The organism is Nocardia sp. 2TAF39 (assembly GCF_052114905.1).
Taxonomy (GTDB): domain Bacteria; phylum Actinomycetota; class Actinomycetes; order Mycobacteriales; family Mycobacteriaceae; genus Nocardia.
In genome coordinates this window covers 80,876-97,174 of record NZ_JBFRFQ010000016.1, presented here as the reverse complement: position 1 = coordinate 97,174, position 16,299 = coordinate 80,876, and the positions used below count along the sequence as shown (strand labels likewise).

The following is a 16,299-nucleotide window of genomic DNA, read 5'->3' as shown; positions in this document are numbered from 1 at the left end:
GGAGGCCCGCCATGACCACGCCGCCCCGGATACCGCCGAGCGAGACCTTCGCACGCGACAGCTCGCCGGGAGGGTCCCCGCCGCGGTCGGCACCCAGGGTGGTGCGGGCGGCTCGGGGCACGGGACTCACGGCCAGAAACTGGCAGACCGAGGCCGCGCTGCGGATGTTGCACAACAATCTCGATCCCGAGGTCGCGGAGCGTCCGCAGGACCTGGTCGTGTACGGCGGAACCGGGAAGGCCGCGCGGGATTGGGCCAGTTTCGACGCGATCACGCGCTGTCTCGCCACTCTGGCGGGCGACGAAACGCTGCTGGTGCAGTCGGGCAAGCCGGTCGGCGTGTTCCGCACGCACGAATGGGCGCCGCGCGTACTGATCGCCAACTCGAACCTCGTCGGGGACTGGGCGAACTGGCCGGAGTTCCGCAGACTCGAGGCGCTCGGGCTGACCATGTACGGTCAGATGACGGCGGGCTCATGGATCTACATCGGCACCCAGGGCATCCTGCAGGGCACCTACGAGACCTTCGCCGCAATCGCCGACAAGCGCTTCGGCGGGAGCCTCTCGGGAACGCTGACCCTGACCGCGGGACTCGGCGGCATGGGCGGCGCGCAACCGCTGGCAGTCACCATGAACGGCGGTGTGGCGCTGGTCGTCGAATGCGACCCGGCACGCGCGGGACGACGCCTGCGGGACCGCTACCTGGACGAGATCGCCACCGACGTCGACGATGCGGTGGCCAGGGTTTCCGCGGCTCGCGGCCAGCGAAAAGCGCTGTCTGTCGGTCTGATCGGCAATGCGGCCGACATTGTGCCGCAGCTACTTCGCCGTGGGTTCGACCCGGACATCGTCACCGACCAGACCTCGGCGCACGACCCGCTGTCCTATCTCCCGCGTGGTGTCGCGGTGCGAGACTGGTCGGACTACGCGGCGAACAAGCCCGACGAATTCACCGACCGCGCACGGGAATCCATGGCCGACCACGTCGGCGCTATGCTCGGCTTCTTCGACGCGGGCGCAGAGGTGTTCGACTACGGCAACTCGCTGCGTGGCGAGGCCGCGCTCGGCGGGTGCGCCCGGGCGTTCGACTATCCGGGGTTCGTCCCCGCGTACATCCGTCCGCTGTTCTGCGCGGGCAAGGGACCGTTCCGCTGGGTCGCGTTGTCCGGAGACCCGGCCGACATCGCGGCCACCGACCGTGCCGTTCTGGAACTATTCCCGGAGAACGATTCGCTGCGCCGCTGGATCGAGATGGCCGCCGCGCGCGTGGCCTTCCAAGGGCTGCCCGCGCGAATCTGCTGGCTCGGTTACGGCGAGCGGCACCTGGCCGGACTGCGCTTCAACGAGATGGTGGCCTCGGGTGAACTCCGGGCGCCGGTCGTGATCGGGCGCGACCACCTGGACTCCGGGAGCGTCGCGTCGCCCTACCGCGAGACCGAGTCGATGGCCGACGGCTCCGACCCGATTGCCGACTGGCCCCTGTTGAACGCGCTGCTCAACACGGCTTCCGGCGCGAGCTGGGTGTCCATTCACCACGGCGGCGGAGTCGGCATCGGTCGCTCGCTGCACGCGGGACAGGTATGTGTGGCCGACGGGACGCCGCTGGCGGCGCAGAAGCTCGAGCGGGTCCTGACCAACGATCCGGGCACCGGAGTAGTCCGCCACGTGGACGCCGGCTACGTGCGTGCGAGCGACATCGCCGCACAGCGCGGTGTACGAATTCCGATGCGGGAGAACGCGTGACCGGCAAGGACGCGAGCGGTGTGGATGCCCTGTCCAAGGGCGGCACGATGAACGTGTACTGGGCCCAATACGCCTGGCTCCCGGACGGGCTCGCCGCGGATGTCACTATCGAGGTCGACGGACCGACGATCCGTTCGGTGGCCAGTGCTACAGTGCGGCACGGAAAATTCTTGCGCGGATTGACGATTCCCGGCTTCGCCAACGCGCATTCGCATGCCTTCCATCGTGCTCTGCGCGGTCGCACGCAGCACGAGCGCGGCTCCTTCTGGACCTGGCGGAACCGGATGTATGCCATCTCCGCATCGCTCGATCCCGACTCCTGCTACCGGCTCGCCCGCGCGGTGTACGCGGAGATGGTGCTGGCCGGATATACCAGCGTCGGTGAATTCCATTACCTGCACCATGCGCCCGGCGGCAGGCGCTATAAGGACCCGAACGCGATGGGCGCGGCGCTCGCCGCAGCGGCCGACGATGCCGGCATCCGGCTCACCCTGCTCGACACATGTTATCTCGCCGGCGAATTCGGGATGCCGCTCGGTGAGCATCAGCTCCGGTTCGGTGACGGCGACGTGGGCGCCTGGGCCGAGCGGGCCGCCGCATTCACGCCGGAACCGGGCCTTGTGCGGACCGGCGTAGCCGCGCATTCGGTGCGCACCGTGCCGCGTGCCGCACTCGGTGTGGTCGCGCAGCGCGCGGCCGGGCGCCCGGTCCACGTGCACCTGTCCGAACAGCCTGCCGAAAACCGCTACTGTCTGGCCTTTTACGGTCGAACCCCGACAGAGCTGCTGGCCGAGACCGGCGTGCTCGGTGCGCGTGCGGTCGCAGTGCACGCCACCCACGTCTCCGCCGCGGACATCGGCATGCTCGCCGAAGCCGGTGCGCGCGTGTGCTTCTGCCCGACCACCGAGCGCGACCTCGGTGACGGCATCGGCCCCGCCCGCGCGCTGTTCGACGCGGGCGTGGGACTGTGCCTGGGCAGCGACAGCCACGCCATAGTGGACGCGTTCGAGGAGTGGCGGGCGCTCGAGCTTCACGAGCGGCTGGTGAGCCACACTCGCGGCCGGTTCACCACCGCGCAGTTATATTGCGCAGCAACGGATCACGCCGCAATCGGCTGGCCCGAGTGCGGCCGGATCGCACCGGGCGCCGCCGCCGACCTGGTCACCGTCGACCTCGACTCGATTCGCACCGCGGGAACCGCCCCGGCCGCCGCGCTCTTCGCCGCCACCGCCAGCGACGTGCGTGAGGTGCTGGTGGCCGGACGTCCCGTCGTATCCGACTACCACCACCTGCGGTTGCCTCGCCCGGAAAGTCTGCTGCGCGAGGAAATCGAGGCACTATGGCGACCCTGATCACCGGCATTAGCGAGCTCACGACCAATACCGAGGACGGCCCGGTGCGCAACGCCGCGGTCGTGCTCGAGGGGCAGCGTTTCGGCTGGGTCGGGTCCGCCGCCACGGCCCCCGACGCGGACGAGAAGGTGGATGTCGGCGGCCGCGCCGCGCTGCCCGGCTGGGTGGACAGCCACACCCACCTGGTCTTCGCCGGAGACCGGACCGCCGAATTCGAAGCCAGGATGGCCGGGCGCCCCTACCGGGCCGGTGGCATCGCCACCACTGTCGCGGCGACCCGCAAGGCCACCGACGACGATCTGATCGCCAACCTCGCCCGCCATCTCGCCGAGGCAAGGCGCCAGGGCACCACCTGCCTGGAAACCAAGACCGGCTACGGCCTCCGTGTCGAGGACGAACTGCGCTCCGCCCGCATCGCCGCGGCGGCCGCCGATGAGGTGACCTATCTCGGCGCGCATCTGGTGCCGACCGGCACGGACCCGGAGTCGTACATGGACCTGGTGTGCGGTCCGATGCTCGATGCGGTGGTGCCTTATGTGCGCTGGGCCGATGTGTTCTGCGAGACAGGCGCTTTCGACGAGGACCAGGCCGAACGGGTGCTCCGCGCCGCCGCAGCGCGCGGACTCGGCTTACGTGTGCACGGCAATCAGCTGGGCCACGGCCCCGGCGTTCGCCTGGCGGTGCGTCATGGCGCGGCGAGTGTGGACCATTGCAGCTATCTCACCACCGACGACATCGAGGCGTTGGCCGCGTCGAACACCGTCGCCACCCTCCTGCCCGCCTGCGACCTGTCCACCCGGCAGCCCCTTGCGCCCGCTCGCACCCTGCTCGACGCGGGCGCCAGAGTCGCCTTGGCCACCAACGCCAATCCCGGCAGCTCGTACACCACCTCGATGGCCTTCTGCGTGGCGACAGCCGTGCTGCAGATGGGTCTGTCGGTGGCGGAGGCGGTGTACGCCGCGACCGCGGGCGGGGCGGCGGCGCTGCGCAGGGACGATGTCGGCTCGGTCCGGATCGGCGCCCGCGCGGATCTGCAGGTGCTGGACGCCCCGTCCGTCGCCCATCTGGCCTACCGCCCGGGAGTGCCGCTGACTCTGGCTGTGTGGCGTCTCGGCAGGCGAGTGCCGCCGCAGCCGACCGTCGGCTGACCAGATCGGCCATCGAGGCCGATCGCGCGGTTGCCGCGGACAGCAACGACATGGGTCCGGCTCAGTGGGCCGGGAACCGGAGCACGCGGTCGTCGCCGCGGCCGACTTCGCCGCGGCCGTCGGTGTTGGAGGTGGTCAGCCACAGCGCACCGTCCGGTGCCACGGCCACGGTGCGCAATCGACCATAGCGATCGCGCAATTCGGCCCGTGGCTCGCCGAGGCCACCGCCCTGGAGTGGCACCGTCCAGAGCCGCCGGCCGCGCAGTGCGGCGACGTACAGGGTGTCTCCGGCGATCGCGATGCCCGAGGGGGAGGCTTCCGCGGTGGTCCAGGTGACGAGCGGATCGGTGTAGCCGCGCTCGGCGCCGCCCGCGCCCTCGACGGCGGGCCAGCCGTAGTTGCGTCCCGGTTCGATGAGGTTGATCTCGTCGAACCGATCCTGGCCGAACTCGGACGCGAACAACCGGCCAGCGCGATCCCACGCGAGCCCCTGCACATTGCGGTGGCCGAGACTGTATACGGGCGAACCGGTGTTCGGGTTGCCCGGGGCGGCACGGCCTTCGGGGGTCATGCGCAGGATCTTGCCGTTGAGGCTCGCCGGGTCCTGCGACCGGGCGCTCTGCCCGGCGTCACCGGTTCCGGCGTAGAGCATGCCGTCCGGCCCGAACGCGATTCGCCCGCCATCGTGGTTGCCTGCTTTCGCGATACCGGTGACGAGCACCTCCGGCGGCCCGTCGAGCCGGAATCGCACGATCCGGATGTCCGTGTCGACGGTGAAATAGGCGTAGACATAACGATTTTCGGCATAATCCGGTGGGACGGCGAGCCCGAGCAGCCCGCCCTCGCCGCGTGCGGCGACGCCGGGCAGCTGGTATGCCTGCTCCGGTGCCCGGCCGGGTGCCAGCCGCAGGATCCGTCCAGTGTCGCGTTCGGCCACCAGCGCGCCGCCCTCGGGCAGAAACGCCAGCCCCCACGGGACGTCGATGTCGCTGGCCACCTCCTCGGCGGCGTCGAGATCCGGTCGACCCGCTGGTGTACTCGGCGCCGTGGTGCCGACGCCCGCCGAGCCGGGAAGATGGGGCGGTGCGGGTGTGGTGTCGTCGGCGCATGCCGCGATCCCGCATGCGACCACCAGAACGGCGATCGCCGCGCGCGGGCTGCGGGCGGTCACCTGTCTCATGCTTGTCCACCTTCGATGGTCTGTGGACGTCGAATCGTCCCTTGTCGTCGGCCACGGCCGCCGCCGACTGCGATCTGCCTCGGCTTCCGGTCCGGGCGGGGTTCTGTTCGCGCGAACGCGGCTACATTTCGTGGATCCAGTTCAATTGCCGTACCTTCGCCCGTTCGCGGGATTACGGACCGCGCAGCCCCGCCGCGGTGCGACGCTTGTGCCGCCCCTGCACAGTGGGCGGAAACGGGTCAGCCGAGGTAGGTGCCGTACCAGTCCAGTACGCGGCGCCAGGCTTCGGTGGCGGCCGTGGCGTTGTAGCGCGGGCCGGTGTCGTTGAAGAACGCGTGGTCGGCGTCCGGGGCGATGAAGATCTCGTGCGGGTTGCCCGCACGAACCAGCGCCGCCTCGGCGGCCGGGCGGGAGGCGTCTACGCGGGTGTCGGCCCCCGCGTAGACGGCGAGCACGGCGGCCTCGGACACGGACAGATCACCGTTGTCCGGGAACGGTCCGTAGAAGGGCGTTGCCGCGGCGAGCGGCGACGGCCCGGAGGCCAGTAGCAACCACGCCAGGCCGCCGCCGAAGCAGAAACCGGTCGTGCCGAGTTTCTTTCCCTCGACCCGTCGCTGCAGTTCATCGAGCCCGGCCCGCAGGTCGGCCATGAATTGTTCCTGCGGAATGCGGCTCAGTTCGGCGGTCGCCGCGGCCGGATCGGTGAACGCGGCGGTGCCGCCCTGTGCGGAAAGCAGGTCGACCGCGAGCGCGGAATATCCGGCACCCGCGAATCGCCCGGTCACCGAGCGGATGTGGTCGGTGAGGCCCTTGTTCTCGTGGATGACCAGCACCCCGCCGCGCGGCTGCGGTGCCGCCGCCCACGCGGCTTGCCGCTGCTTCCCGTCGGGTCCGCCGAACGTGATGGCCGTCGTGGGGACCGCGGTGGCCGAGCCCGGCGGTGCCGACGGGGATGTGGGCGGCGCCGAAGGGGTCGCTGAATCGGTGATTCCGCTGTCTCCGCCCGAACAGGCGGCGAGCAGCGCGCCCGCGGCGGTGGCTCCGAAGCCGAGCAGAGCCAACCGGCGCAACGCTTCCCGCCGGGGAAGGATGCCGTCGGCGTGGTCGGTGGCGATCTCTTCCGCGATATAGCGCTGCAGCGGCGTCATGTGCCCAACCCTATGCCCGATCGGTCGTGCCGAGGCGGGTTCACCGGCCGGAAAGTCAGGTGCCGGTGGTGAGTAGCCCGTTCGTCGGAACCGTGCGGAGTTCGGCCGGATTGTCCGTGACGTTCAGCCGGTAGGAGGTCAGGTCAAGGGCTGTTCGTTGGCGGCGAGCCGCGCGCACAAGCGGTTCGTCGCGTAATAGATTGCAGCGCAGGCCGTTTCGGCGGCGCGCAGCGGAGACGGCCCGCGATCAGTGCGCGTCAGGAGCATCGTCATCGGCACAGGGCACCAGCCCGGTGGATGGCGCCATCGACGCCATCCACCGGGTGCCAGGACGTCCTGCTAGCCGGTGCCGTGCGTGCCCTTCGAGTTGACGAGAGGGGTCACCCGAGGGTGAGCACCTTCGACTGCCCGGATACGACGACATCGTTCTGACCGACCAGGGCAACTCGCACCTGCGTAACCTGGCCCGACTGCAATGGCGCCTGGCCGGTGGCTCCTGCCAAGGGAACGGTGGCGACGTGTTGGGCGCCGTCACAGGTGAGGTCGTTCTGGGTGCCGACGGCTGCAGGATGTTCCGCCGTGGGTTCCCCCGCCATCGCCCGAAGGCTTGTTACCCCGGCGGAGGCATCGCAGCTGTAGTTGACGTCGACGTTGCTCGGTGCGGCACCACCGATGTCGATAGCGTTGTCGGCGAGAGCGGGTGCGGCGGCCAGCACCAGGGCGGCACCCATCGTGACGAAAACAGCCGCAGTGCGGGCAGAGCGCTGACAATTCCGAGTAGTCATCATGGATCTTTTCCTCCTGATTGGTGGATGCGGATCGCTGAACACAACAGAAAAGAACGCGGCCCCCCACCTGACTGCCACGTATCTATCGTCCAGCCCATGGCTGCCCCGCGTGGGAGAACCGCACTAAATGCTTCGTCACGGCGACCGAACGCTGATCGTTGCGACTTCGACAATCGCCGCGGCCTGGACCACCCGAGCAACCCGAGTCGGCCGCCGTGCGTCACACTCGTGAGCCGCGTCGGTTGTCTGGATCTTCGCCGATAGTGTCGGTGTCCGATATGCCAGGCCGATCACTGGATCGGTCCGGTTCGACAGACCAGCGGAGGAGTTCGCATGCCGACACGGGAAGGCGCACCGGTGATCGTGGTGATGGGAGTGTCGGGTTCCGGGAAGTCGACGGTAGGCACCCGGCTGGCCGCCGTGCTCGGCGTCGAGTACGCCGAAGGAGACGACTTCCACCCGGCCGCGAATGTCGCGAAGATGGCAGCCGGGACACCGCTGGACGACGCGGACCGGGCGCCCTGGCTGGACGCGGTGGCCGTCTGGATGGCTGACCACACCGAGCGAGGCGGCGTGGTCAGCTGCTCGGCACTCAAACGCAGCTACCGAGACAGGCTGCGCGCGGCGGTTCCCGACGCGTTTTTCGTGCATCTGGCCGCGCCGCAAACTGAACTCGCGCGCCGCCTGACCGGGCGCCGCGGACACTTCATGCCGCCGAGCCTGCTCGATTCGCAGCTGGCGGCGCTCGAGCCGCTGGCCGCCGACGAGAACGGCATCACGATCGACGCAACCCGCACACCTGACGACCTGGTTACGAACACCCTAGTGACGCTGGCCGAGGCAACCTGACAGCCACCACAAGCTCGCACGCCTAGCATCGGGCGGGTGGACGAGCAGCACACCACGAAGCGTATCCCGGGGTATTTGCCACAGTGACGTGCCACTCGTCGCCGATGGCGCTCTGCCGGACGACCAGCTGGGCTTGCCGATGTGCCGCCATCGCACGGATGGCGACACCATGGGGCGCATCCGACCCCGACGGCGTGGATCGAGGTCCGCGGAGCACAGCCGACTTACCGGGACTTCGCATCGCGCGCGGCGTGCGAAGTGAGGTCCGCTCGGCAGCGGTGCGCCGGTAGCGGCGACGGTCAGCGCGCGGAGCAGGCGCCAGAGGACAACTGCGGAAGGCAGAGTTCGGCGATGTCGGAGACGAGTAGCCCCGCCCCGAGCAGCAGGGCGCCCACCGCGATCGCAACGAACACCACCACCCACAGCAGGCCGGGCAGATGGGTGAGCCGGGCGAGCTGGTCGGCGTCGGAGTCGACGTCATGGTGCCGCGATCGCTGCTGCCGGGAGCGCCCGCGCTGGAGTTCGACCACTGGTCGCGCCCCGGCGAACAGCAGGAACCAGGCGCCCAGATACGCGAAACCGGCTTGCAGCGTGTCGGTTCCGAACCACGACACGACGAAGACGACCGCTCCGAGACCGAGTACGGTAATGCCGCCGTAGATGTTCCTGATCTTGATCAGCAGCGCGGCGAGCAGCGCTATCGCCGTCCAGAGCATCAGCGTGATCCGGCTCGCGCCGAGTAGCGCCGCGAACCCCAAACCGAGCAGTGGCGGTGCCGGGTAGCCCGCCATCGTGGTAAGGATCATCCCGAGGCCGTACGGTTTTCCACTCGACACCGTCAGACCCGAAGTGTCCGAATGCAATCTGATGCTGTTGAGCCTACGTCCGGTCAGCAGCGCGACCAGGGCGTGACCACCTTCGTGCGCGATGGTGACGATATTGCGGGTCAACCGCCAGATCGGGGTGTATCCCACCAGCACGACCGCGGCCACCGCGGCGGCGGCGACCAGCCACCACGGCGGCTGTGCTTGGGTAGTCGTCAGACGATCGGCGATGGAGACACCGCGCTCGACAAATTCGGCTCTATCCACCGCCGCACCTTAACCGCCATCGGATGACCGCGCGCACAGTGTGCCTTCCGGGCGGCGACTACCAGCCAAGACAGCGTCGTCGGCACGAATCGGTCCGAGTAATCCGCCTGAGCTCGATAAATCGAGCTGTCGATGCCCATGTGCAGCGGCGGCACGTTCGATGAGGGGAGACCAGCCCGGCATCCAGCGTCCATGCGGCCCCGGCTCGAGTTCTTATTCGCGCCGGAGCGCCGCGGGTGGTACCCGCCTGCGCGAGATACGTCGGGGTGGGGGCCTCGGGCTTAGCCCTTGCGCAGCACGCCTTCGATGTTGCCGATGGGGCCGGAGGTGCTGTAGGACACCGAACCGTCCGGCAGCAGCTTGACGGTCGAGGCGGACCCGTTGTCCAAGCAGTCGGCGGCGCCGCCGGAAAGCCGTGCGGCCAAGGCGATCTCGGTCTTGGTGGCACTGGTCAGGGTTTCGGCGCGTTCGCAGCGGTTACCGGACACCTTGCCGGTGTTCGACGACGACGCGACTTCGTCGCCGACTTTGCCGTCCCGGATGCTCAGCACGATGTCGAACGACGCAAATCTGTCGCTGGCAACCCCTTTCCATTCGCCGACAAACGCTTTCGGCACCTTCGAGGAGGGAGAGCCGCTGACCGTCCGTGTGCCCGTAGCATCCGTTACGGCCGACGGGGAGCGGCCATCGGTCGCCGCGTTGGAGCCGTTCGAGTCCTTGTTCCGCAGCTGGGCACCGACCACGAACGCGGCAGCCGCGACCGCGATGCCGACTACGAGCGCCCCCGCGATCAACACGACGCGGGCGGGGCGGCGTGGTGTGGACGCCGGTACGGCAGACGATCCGAATGGAACCGAAACTTGTCGCGGGGGCTGATAAGTCTGCTGTCCGCCGTGCTGGTGAGCGAACCCGGGCGGCGGCCCGGGCTGCCATCCCTGCGTCGGCGCCGACCGTCCGGCGTCGCCACCCTGCGGATACTGCTGGTGCGTTGGTGGCGTCGAGCGGACCACGGTATCGGCGGTTCGTGCGGGGGCCGGCGGCCCGGGTGTCGGGGACTCCAACCGGTCGACCGGGCCGGAGTCCAGGTCGAGCAGCTCTACCGCGCGCCTGCTGACCTCCTCCAGCGCGGGGGCCGGAAGCCAGCCACCGCGATCGGGAATGCCTAGTGCGGTCAGCTCGGCGAGCAGCCGGTCCAAGGTCGGGCGTGCCGCGACATCTTTGGTCAGGCAGGCTGCCACCAGCGGCCGCAGCCGTTCCGGTACGTCGTCGAGCTGTGGCTCCTCGTACACCACCCGCCAGAGCAGCTGGACGGTCTCGCCGACGCCGAACGGCCCGTGGCCGGTAGCCGCGAACACCAACACCCCGCCAAGCGCGAAGATATCTGCCGGCGGGCCCACCGGATCGCCGGTCACCTGCTCCGGACACATGAATCCCGGTGAGCCGATGACCTTTCCGGTGGTGGTGAGCGCGCTGTCATCGACAGCGCGGGCGATGCCGAAATCGATCACCTTGGGACCATCGAGGGCGAGGAGAACATTCGACGGTTTGAGGTCGCGGTGCACGACGCCTGCCCCATGCACCGCCATCAGTGCCTCGACCAGCCCGTGCGCCAGCACGAGTATCGAGTTCTCGGTGAACGGCCCGCATTTGTCGACCGCGTCGGCCAGCGAGAACCCGGCCACGTAACCCGTAGCGAGCCACGGCGGATCGGCGTTCATGTCGGCGTCGAGCACCGGCGCGGTGAACCGCCCGCCGACCCGGCGCGCCGCGGTGACCTCGCGCCGGAAGCGCTCGCGGAATTCGGCGTCGATCATGTCCGGACGGATGACCTTGACCGCGACCGTACGCCCGCCCGCGTTCCGTCCCAGGTACACCCGGCCCATGCCGCCTGCGCCGAGCACGCCGAGCAGCCGGTAGTCCCCGATCCGCGTCGGATCGTCCGCACCGAGCGGTTGCATCGCGCAGCTGGCTCCCTTCGAATGGCGTCGAACATCCGAAAGGCTACTCATCGGGCCGGTTCGTGTCCGAATCGTCCGTGGTCGCCGCTAACCCGCCACGCTCGGCACCGGTGTGGACAGGCCCCTGCGCGCCCGCCTGGCCAGCAGATATGCCGCGATGGCCGCGGGGATGTTCATCAGCACGCCGTACACCGCGCCCGGCACCGCCATGGTGTCGTTGCCGAGCACCGATGCGGCGACGGCGATCGCGATCGCCCCGTTGTGGACGCCGATCTCCATCGCCGCGGCGATCGCCTGGTCGGCGTCCACCTCGAGCAACCGGGGTACGAAGTAGCCGATGGTCAGACTCCCGACCGCGAACAGCAGACAGATCGAGGCCAGCGTGCCGATGTTCTCGGTGAGCGTGTCGAAGTTCTTGCCCACCGCGGCGGCGACCACCAGTGCGAGCACCACGATGGACAGGATCTTCACGGTGCCGCGCATCCGCTCCGACCACGACGTGAACCGCCGGTGCACCCACATCCCGATCGCGACCGGCACCAGCACGATGGCGAAGACCTGGGCGAACTTGTCCGGTCGCAGCCCGAGTGATCCCTCGCCGTCCAGGAACAACGTGTAGGACAGGGCGACGACCAGCGGCATGCTGAACACCGCGAGCACCGAATTGATCGCGGTGAGTGTGATGTTCAGCGCCACGTTGCCGCCGGCGATGTGGCTGAACAGGTTGGCCGATGGTCCGCCCGGCGACGCGGCGAGCAGCATCATGCCGACGGCCAGCGCGCCGTCCAGGCCGAACAGGTAGATCAAGCCGAGGCAGATCGCAGGCAACACGACCATCTGACACACCAGCGCGATCACCGCGGCCTTCGGAAACCGCAGCACCCGCGCGAAATCGTCCAGTGTCAGGATCAATCCGAGCCCGAACATCACCAAGGCGAGGGCGAGCGGTAGAAGTACCGCGAAAATCGTTGAACCCATTCGGATCTCCTCTCCGCCGAGTGGTCGACGCGATGCGGTCGACACCAGGTGTCGACGTTATCGAGTCGCAGTGGAGGTGGCCAGATCAGACGGTCACGGTCACGCCCATGTCCGCCGATTCCCGCGCCTTGGTCAGCAGACGCAGCGTGGTGACGGCGTCGCGCGGGTCGACCGGAACGGGCGCGCCGTCGAGAAGCGCTGCGGCCATCGCGGAGTAGAACGCGAGGTAGTCGCCCGGGGCGGTCGGTGTCGGCACGGTGTCCGGTTCGGCGCCCAGCAGCCCCCAGTGCTCAGGCTCGACTGTGCCCCATGGCGCGCCGTCGCCGGGGCGGCGGCCGGACCGCAGCGCCTCCTCCTGCGGGTCGAGTCCATAGCTGACGTACCCGGACTCGGAGCCGAGCACCCGGAAACGCGGGCCGAGTTGGGGCGCCACGGCACTCATCCACAGGTGCGAGCGGACGCCGGAAGTATGGGTGAGCGCGACGAAGGCATCGTCGTCGCTGTGCATGCCCTCGCGCCGCCGGTCCAGCTCGCAGTACACCGAGTGCACCGGGCCGAACAGCGTCACGGCCTGGTCGACCAGATGACTGCCGAGGTCGAGGAGGATGCCCGCGCCGTCTTCGTCGGAGCCGGTCTCCCGCCAGCCGCCCTTCGACACCGGCCGCCAGCGTTCGAACCGCGACTCGAAACGTCGTACCCGGCCGAGCTTTCCGGTCTCGATGAGCTCGCGCACGGTCTGGAAGTCACCATCCCAGCGCCGATTCTGGAAGACCGACAGCGCTAGGCCGGACCGCTCGGCCTGCGCGACCAGGGCCTCGGCGTCGGCCACCGAGACCGCGAACGGCTTGTCGACCACCACCGGCAGTCCCGCGTCGAGCGCCTGCGCGGCCAGCGGCGCGTGCGAGCGGTTGGGCGTGGCAACCACGACGAGATCGAGCCCCGCTGGTTCGGTGAACAGATCGTCGGCGTGCGGCACCACGCGCACATCCGGGTGTTCGCGCCGCGCCTGTTCCGCGCGCTCCGCCGACGACGTAACCACCGCGGCCACCCGCATCCGGGGCTCGGCGGCGATGAACGGAGCATGGAAGACCGACCCGGCCAAGCCATACCCGACAACGGCGACCTCTAGACTGCGCATACCCTGACGCTACCGCGTGCGGGCTCGCCGCCCACCAGGGGGAAATGGCCTGCGTCTTCGTCCCCCGCAACGCCGGTTCGACGGCACAGACCGCCGACTGCTCGGAGCGCGATCGAACCTGTCGGCTGACCGAAGGGGGCCTTCCCGATGACCTGTGGCCGGAACTCGCCGTGCGCTATCGGACCGTGCGCTATCGGAGCGACCAGATCGTCGAACCGGTCACCATCGTGGGCTGGTATCGGCTGCTCAGCGGCCTGATCAGCGCGGCGCGCACCCCGTACGAACCGCGGGTGCGGCGGTTCCCGTCGGGTCGCCGATCGCTCGTGAACGGTGACTCACCGCCGGGGCGCCGCGGAGTATTCCTGTTCGGGGCGTCCGGTGCTGCCGTAGCGCAGGCCCATGCGCACGGCGCCGCTGGTGACGAGGGTGGCCAGATAGCGCTGCGCGGTGGCGCGCGAGATGCCGATCGCGGTGGCCACCTCGCCCGCGGACAACGGTACGCCCGCATCGACAATAGATTGCAGGACAAGGTCTTTGGTGGGTGAGCCGACCGCGGCCGGGGTGCTGGCGGCGGCCGCGGGCCGCAGGGCATGGAGCGCGGCGGACACCCGGGCGTTGTCGACCTGCGGTATGGCAAGGATGCGGCGGTAGCGGGCGTACGCGGCCAGCCGGGCGGCCAGCTCGGTATGTGGGAACGGCTTCACGAGGTAGGCCAGTGCGCCCGCCGCGATGGCCGCCCGCACGGTGTCGCTTTCGGTGGACGCGGTGAGAATCATGGCGTCGCACAAGATCTCGCGAACGAAGTCGATGCCGGAACCGTCGGGGAGGTAGACGTCGACCAGCGCGAGATCGACCGGCTCTGTCGCGACGAGTTCCCGCGCGGTGGCGAGGCTGTTGGCGGTGCCCGCGATGGTGAAACCCGCGATGGAGTCGACGATTCCGGCATGCAGATTCGCCACCCGGAAGTCATCGTCGACGACGAGAACATTCAGATCTGCTGCGGCCATGGCACCTCGCTGTCGACGAGCACTCCGGGCATGCGCGCGATGAATTCGGCGCCGGTGAGCGGTGGTTCGCCGCCACCAGCGCTGGACAGACGCACATCGCCGCCGTGGGCACGCGCGATCTGGCGGATCAGGGCCAGGCCGACCCCGCGTCCACCGGGGACGCCGTGGTCCTCCCTGGTCGAGGTCCCCTCGGTGAAAAGCGAATCGACCAGCTCGGGCAAGACACCGTCACCGCTGTCCGCGACGGTGATGTGCAATGTCGAATCCTCCTGTACCAATTCGACTTCCACCTGCGGAACCGGGCGGCCGGAGGCGCGGACCGCCTCTATCGCGTTGTCGAGTAGGTTGCCCAGGACCGTCGTCACGTCCACCGGATCGGCGAGGCTGCCCTCCACCCAGGTGTTCGGACCGAGCACGAGTTCGACGCCGCTCTCCCTGGCGTGCGCGGCCTTGGCGGCCAGGAACGCCTGAAGGTAGGCGTCGTGAATGGCGTCGATACCCGGTGTCGCGGCGCCCAGTGGTCCCGCGCCGATCAGCTCGTCGATCGATCTCGACGCCTCCTCGACGCGTCCGCTGTGCAGCAGGCCGCTGATCAGATGCATCTTGTTGGAGAACTCGTGCCGCTGCGCGCGCAGCACCGTGCTCATCGACTGGACGGCGTCGAGTTGCCTGGTCAGCGACTCGACGTCGGTGCGGTCGCGCACGGTGAGCACCGCGCCGAGATCGCGCCCGTCGCGGCTGACCCGCCGCGCGGAGACGACGACGATATGCGAACCGACCGTCGCCGAGGCGGGTTGTTCGTCCAGTCCGCGAAACACTTCCAAGACGCGAGGGGTCAAGCCGACCTCGTCCACCGGTCGCCCGATGTCCGGTCCGATACCGAGCAGCCTGCGTGCCTCGTCGTTGACGAACGTCGTACGCCAGGACGAGTCCACGGCGAGCACCCCGCGGCCGATGCCGTGCAGCACCGCGGCTTGGCCACGCACGAGTTCGGCGAGTTCGCCCGGCTCGAGCCCGAGCGTCAGCCCGCGCCAGCGCCGGGCGAGCAGGATCGAACCGGCAATGCCGACCAGTAGCGCGGCACCGACCAGCATGCCCGCGGTGCGCAGATCGTCCAGCAGCTGCTCGTGCACCGCGTCGGTAGCGATGCCGACACTCACCGCGCCCACGATACGCTCCGAATCAGGTTCCAGCACAGGAACTTTGGCCCGCACAGAATCGCCGAGCGTGCCTCGTTCCTCGTCTATCACCTCCCGGCCCGCGAGGGCCTCGGACGGGTCGGTGCTGACGTGCTCGGTGAGTCGGGTCTGGTCCGGATGAGCGAGGCGGATGCCCGCATCGTCGGTGATCACCACGAACAGCGCCGCGTTCCGCTGCGTCGCGTCGATCGCGATCCGCTCCAGCGGACCCGCGGCGAGCTCTCTGCGCAGGTCCGGGTCGGCGGTAACCACGCCAGGCGCGTACCTGCTCACCTCACCGCGCACCACCGGGTCCGCCGCGACGGTGCGGGCGATGGCCAGCGCGCGCTGCCCGTAGGCGTCGCGCAGCCGCTGATCGGTGAGATAGCCGAACACCGCGAACGCGACACCGAGCGTCAGCGCGACGACCACGATCTGCAAAAGCAGAACCTGGGTTCGCAACCGCACGGCCCGTACGCGCTCAGTGGCCATGGGCGCAGCATAGGCGGCTGTCTCGCCTTCGCTCGACCCGGCGCAGTCTGAGGGCGGACTCCGTCCGGCTGCGCCTGTTGGGCGGCTGTCTCGCCTTCGCTCGACCCGGCGCAGCCTGAGGGCGGACGAAGCCCGTCAGGCCACTCAACGCAGCGTGAGCAGAATGCGCAAAACCTGCGAATCCCGTGTTTGTGGCGGTTGTGCGCACAAGCTCCGGAGTGTGACCCGAGACACGTACGTTCGCCGTATC

The 16,299-nt window shown here is 69.2% G+C and carries 14 protein-coding genes; 4 read left to right on the top strand and 10 right to left on the bottom strand.

The annotated features are described in order from the left end of the window. The first annotated feature begins 101 nt into the window (after positions 1 to 101). From hutU to hutI, 3 genes are read left to right on the top strand one after another with little or no spacing between them, the layout of a single operon-like run. Entirely contained in the window at positions 102 to 1,742 is a 1,641-nt protein-coding gene (hutU, locus tag AB4Z47_RS13210; RefSeq protein ID WP_441950739.1) for a urocanate hydratase, read from the top strand. Further along, positions 1,739 to 3,094, top strand: a complete 1,356-nt coding sequence (locus tag AB4Z47_RS13205; RefSeq protein ID WP_441950691.1) for a formimidoylglutamate deiminase — start codon at positions 1,739 to 1,741, stop codon at positions 3,092 to 3,094. The genes hutU and AB4Z47_RS13205 overlap by 4 nt, the downstream gene beginning before the upstream one ends. Next, entirely contained in the window at positions 3,082 to 4,242 is a 1,161-nt protein-coding gene (hutI, locus tag AB4Z47_RS13200; RefSeq protein WP_441950689.1) for an imidazolonepropionase, read from the top strand. The genes AB4Z47_RS13205 and hutI overlap by 13 nt, the downstream gene beginning before the upstream one ends. Positions 4,243 to 4,303: 61 nt before the next feature. On the opposite strand, the gene AB4Z47_RS13195 is transcribed toward hutI, so the two are convergent. The 4 genes from AB4Z47_RS13195 to AB4Z47_RS13180 form a co-directional block, all read right to left on the bottom strand. Continuing rightward, a complete protein-coding gene (locus tag AB4Z47_RS13195; RefSeq protein WP_441950688.1) occupies positions 4,304 to 5,422 on the bottom strand; it encodes a PQQ-dependent sugar dehydrogenase in 1,119 nt (372 codons plus the stop codon). A 239-nt stretch (positions 5,423 to 5,661) separates the two neighbouring features. Further along, positions 5,662 to 6,570: a dienelactone hydrolase family protein gene (locus tag AB4Z47_RS13190; protein ID WP_441950686.1), complete on the bottom strand. Its 909-nt coding sequence runs from the start codon at positions 6,568 to 6,570 to the stop codon at positions 5,662 to 5,664. A 138-nt stretch (positions 6,571 to 6,708) separates the two neighbouring features. Next, positions 6,709 to 6,843 (bottom strand): hypothetical protein, encoded by a 135-nt coding sequence (locus AB4Z47_RS13185; RefSeq protein ID WP_441950684.1) that lies wholly within the window; start codon positions 6,841 to 6,843, stop codon positions 6,709 to 6,711. 107 nt (positions 6,844 to 6,950) lie between these two features. Continuing rightward, the gene (locus AB4Z47_RS13180) at positions 6,951 to 7,355 is read right to left on the bottom strand and encodes a hypothetical protein (protein ID WP_441950682.1); all 405 of its coding nucleotides are present in this window, start codon (positions 7,353 to 7,355) and stop codon (positions 6,951 to 6,953) included. A gap of 336 nt (positions 7,356 to 7,691) precedes the next feature. Here AB4Z47_RS13180 and AB4Z47_RS13175 point away from each other — a divergent pair, with 336 nt between their 5' ends. Next, a complete protein-coding gene (locus AB4Z47_RS13175) occupies positions 7,692 to 8,207 on the top strand; it encodes a gluconokinase (protein ID WP_441950680.1) in 516 nt (171 codons plus the stop codon). 299 nt (positions 8,208 to 8,506) lie between these two features. Here AB4Z47_RS13175 and AB4Z47_RS13170 read toward each other — a convergent pair whose 3' ends face one another. The 6 genes from AB4Z47_RS13170 to AB4Z47_RS13145 all read right to left on the bottom strand — a co-directional run bounded on the left by AB4Z47_RS13170 (position 8,507) and on the right by AB4Z47_RS13145 (position 16,049). Continuing rightward, positions 8,507 to 9,298 (bottom strand): M50 family metallopeptidase, encoded by a 792-nt coding sequence (locus AB4Z47_RS13170; RefSeq protein WP_441950679.1) that lies wholly within the window; start codon positions 9,296 to 9,298, stop codon positions 8,507 to 8,509. 281 nt (positions 9,299 to 9,579) lie between these two features. After that, positions 9,580 to 11,256: a serine/threonine-protein kinase gene (locus tag AB4Z47_RS13165; RefSeq protein ID WP_441950678.1), complete on the bottom strand. Its 1,677-nt coding sequence runs from the start codon at positions 11,254 to 11,256 to the stop codon at positions 9,580 to 9,582. Positions 11,257 to 11,343: 87 nt separating this feature from the next. Further along, a complete protein-coding gene (locus AB4Z47_RS13160; RefSeq protein WP_441950676.1) occupies positions 11,344 to 12,234 on the bottom strand; it encodes a bile acid:sodium symporter family protein in 891 nt (296 codons plus the stop codon). 85 nt (positions 12,235 to 12,319) lie between these two features. Further along, the gene (locus AB4Z47_RS13155; protein ID WP_441950674.1) at positions 12,320 to 13,372 is read right to left on the bottom strand and encodes a Gfo/Idh/MocA family protein; all 1,053 of its coding nucleotides are present in this window, start codon (positions 13,370 to 13,372) and stop codon (positions 12,320 to 12,322) included. 335 nt (positions 13,373 to 13,707) lie between these two features. Then, positions 13,708 to 14,379: a response regulator transcription factor gene (locus AB4Z47_RS13150; protein ID WP_441950672.1), complete on the bottom strand. Its 672-nt coding sequence runs from the start codon at positions 14,377 to 14,379 to the stop codon at positions 13,708 to 13,710. Continuing rightward, a complete protein-coding gene (locus AB4Z47_RS13145) occupies positions 14,361 to 16,049 on the bottom strand; it encodes an ATP-binding protein (protein ID WP_441950671.1) in 1,689 nt (562 codons plus the stop codon). Before AB4Z47_RS13145 ends, AB4Z47_RS13150 begins: the two co-directional genes overlap by 19 nt. Between the last annotated feature and the right edge of the window lie 250 nt (positions 16,050 to 16,299).

Coding starts and splice junctions, on each gene's coding strand:
- hutI (WP_441950689.1), top strand. CDS start 3,082: ATGGCGACCCTGATCACCGGCATTAGCGAGCTCACGACCAATACCGAG.
- AB4Z47_RS13195 (WP_441950688.1), bottom strand. CDS start 5,422: ATGAGACAGGTGACCGCCCGCAGCCCGCGCGCGGCGATCGCCGTTCTG.
- AB4Z47_RS13190 (WP_441950686.1), bottom strand. CDS start 6,570: ATGACGCCGCTGCAGCGCTATATCGCGGAAGAGATCGCCACCGACCAC.
- AB4Z47_RS13185 (WP_441950684.1), bottom strand. CDS start 6,843: ATGACGATGCTCCTGACGCGCACTGATCGCGGGCCGTCTCCGCTGCGC.
- AB4Z47_RS13180 (WP_441950682.1), bottom strand. CDS start 7,355: ATGACTACTCGGAATTGTCAGCGCTCTGCCCGCACTGCGGCTGTTTTC.
- AB4Z47_RS13175 (WP_441950680.1), top strand. CDS start 7,692: ATGCCGACACGGGAAGGCGCACCGGTGATCGTGGTGATGGGAGTGTCG.
- AB4Z47_RS13165 (WP_441950678.1), bottom strand. CDS start 11,256: ATGCAACCGCTCGGTGCGGACGATCCGACGCGGATCGGGGACTACCGG.
- AB4Z47_RS13160 (WP_441950676.1), bottom strand. CDS start 12,234: ATGGGTTCAACGATTTTCGCGGTACTTCTACCGCTCGCCCTCGCCTTG.
- AB4Z47_RS13155 (WP_441950674.1), bottom strand. CDS start 13,372: ATGCGCAGTCTAGAGGTCGCCGTTGTCGGGTATGGCTTGGCCGGGTCG.
- AB4Z47_RS13150 (WP_441950672.1), bottom strand. CDS start 14,379: ATGGCCGCAGCAGATCTGAATGTTCTCGTCGTCGACGATGACTTCCGG.
- AB4Z47_RS13145 (WP_441950671.1), bottom strand. CDS start 16,049: ATGGCCACTGAGCGCGTACGGGCCGTGCGGTTGCGAACCCAGGTTCTG.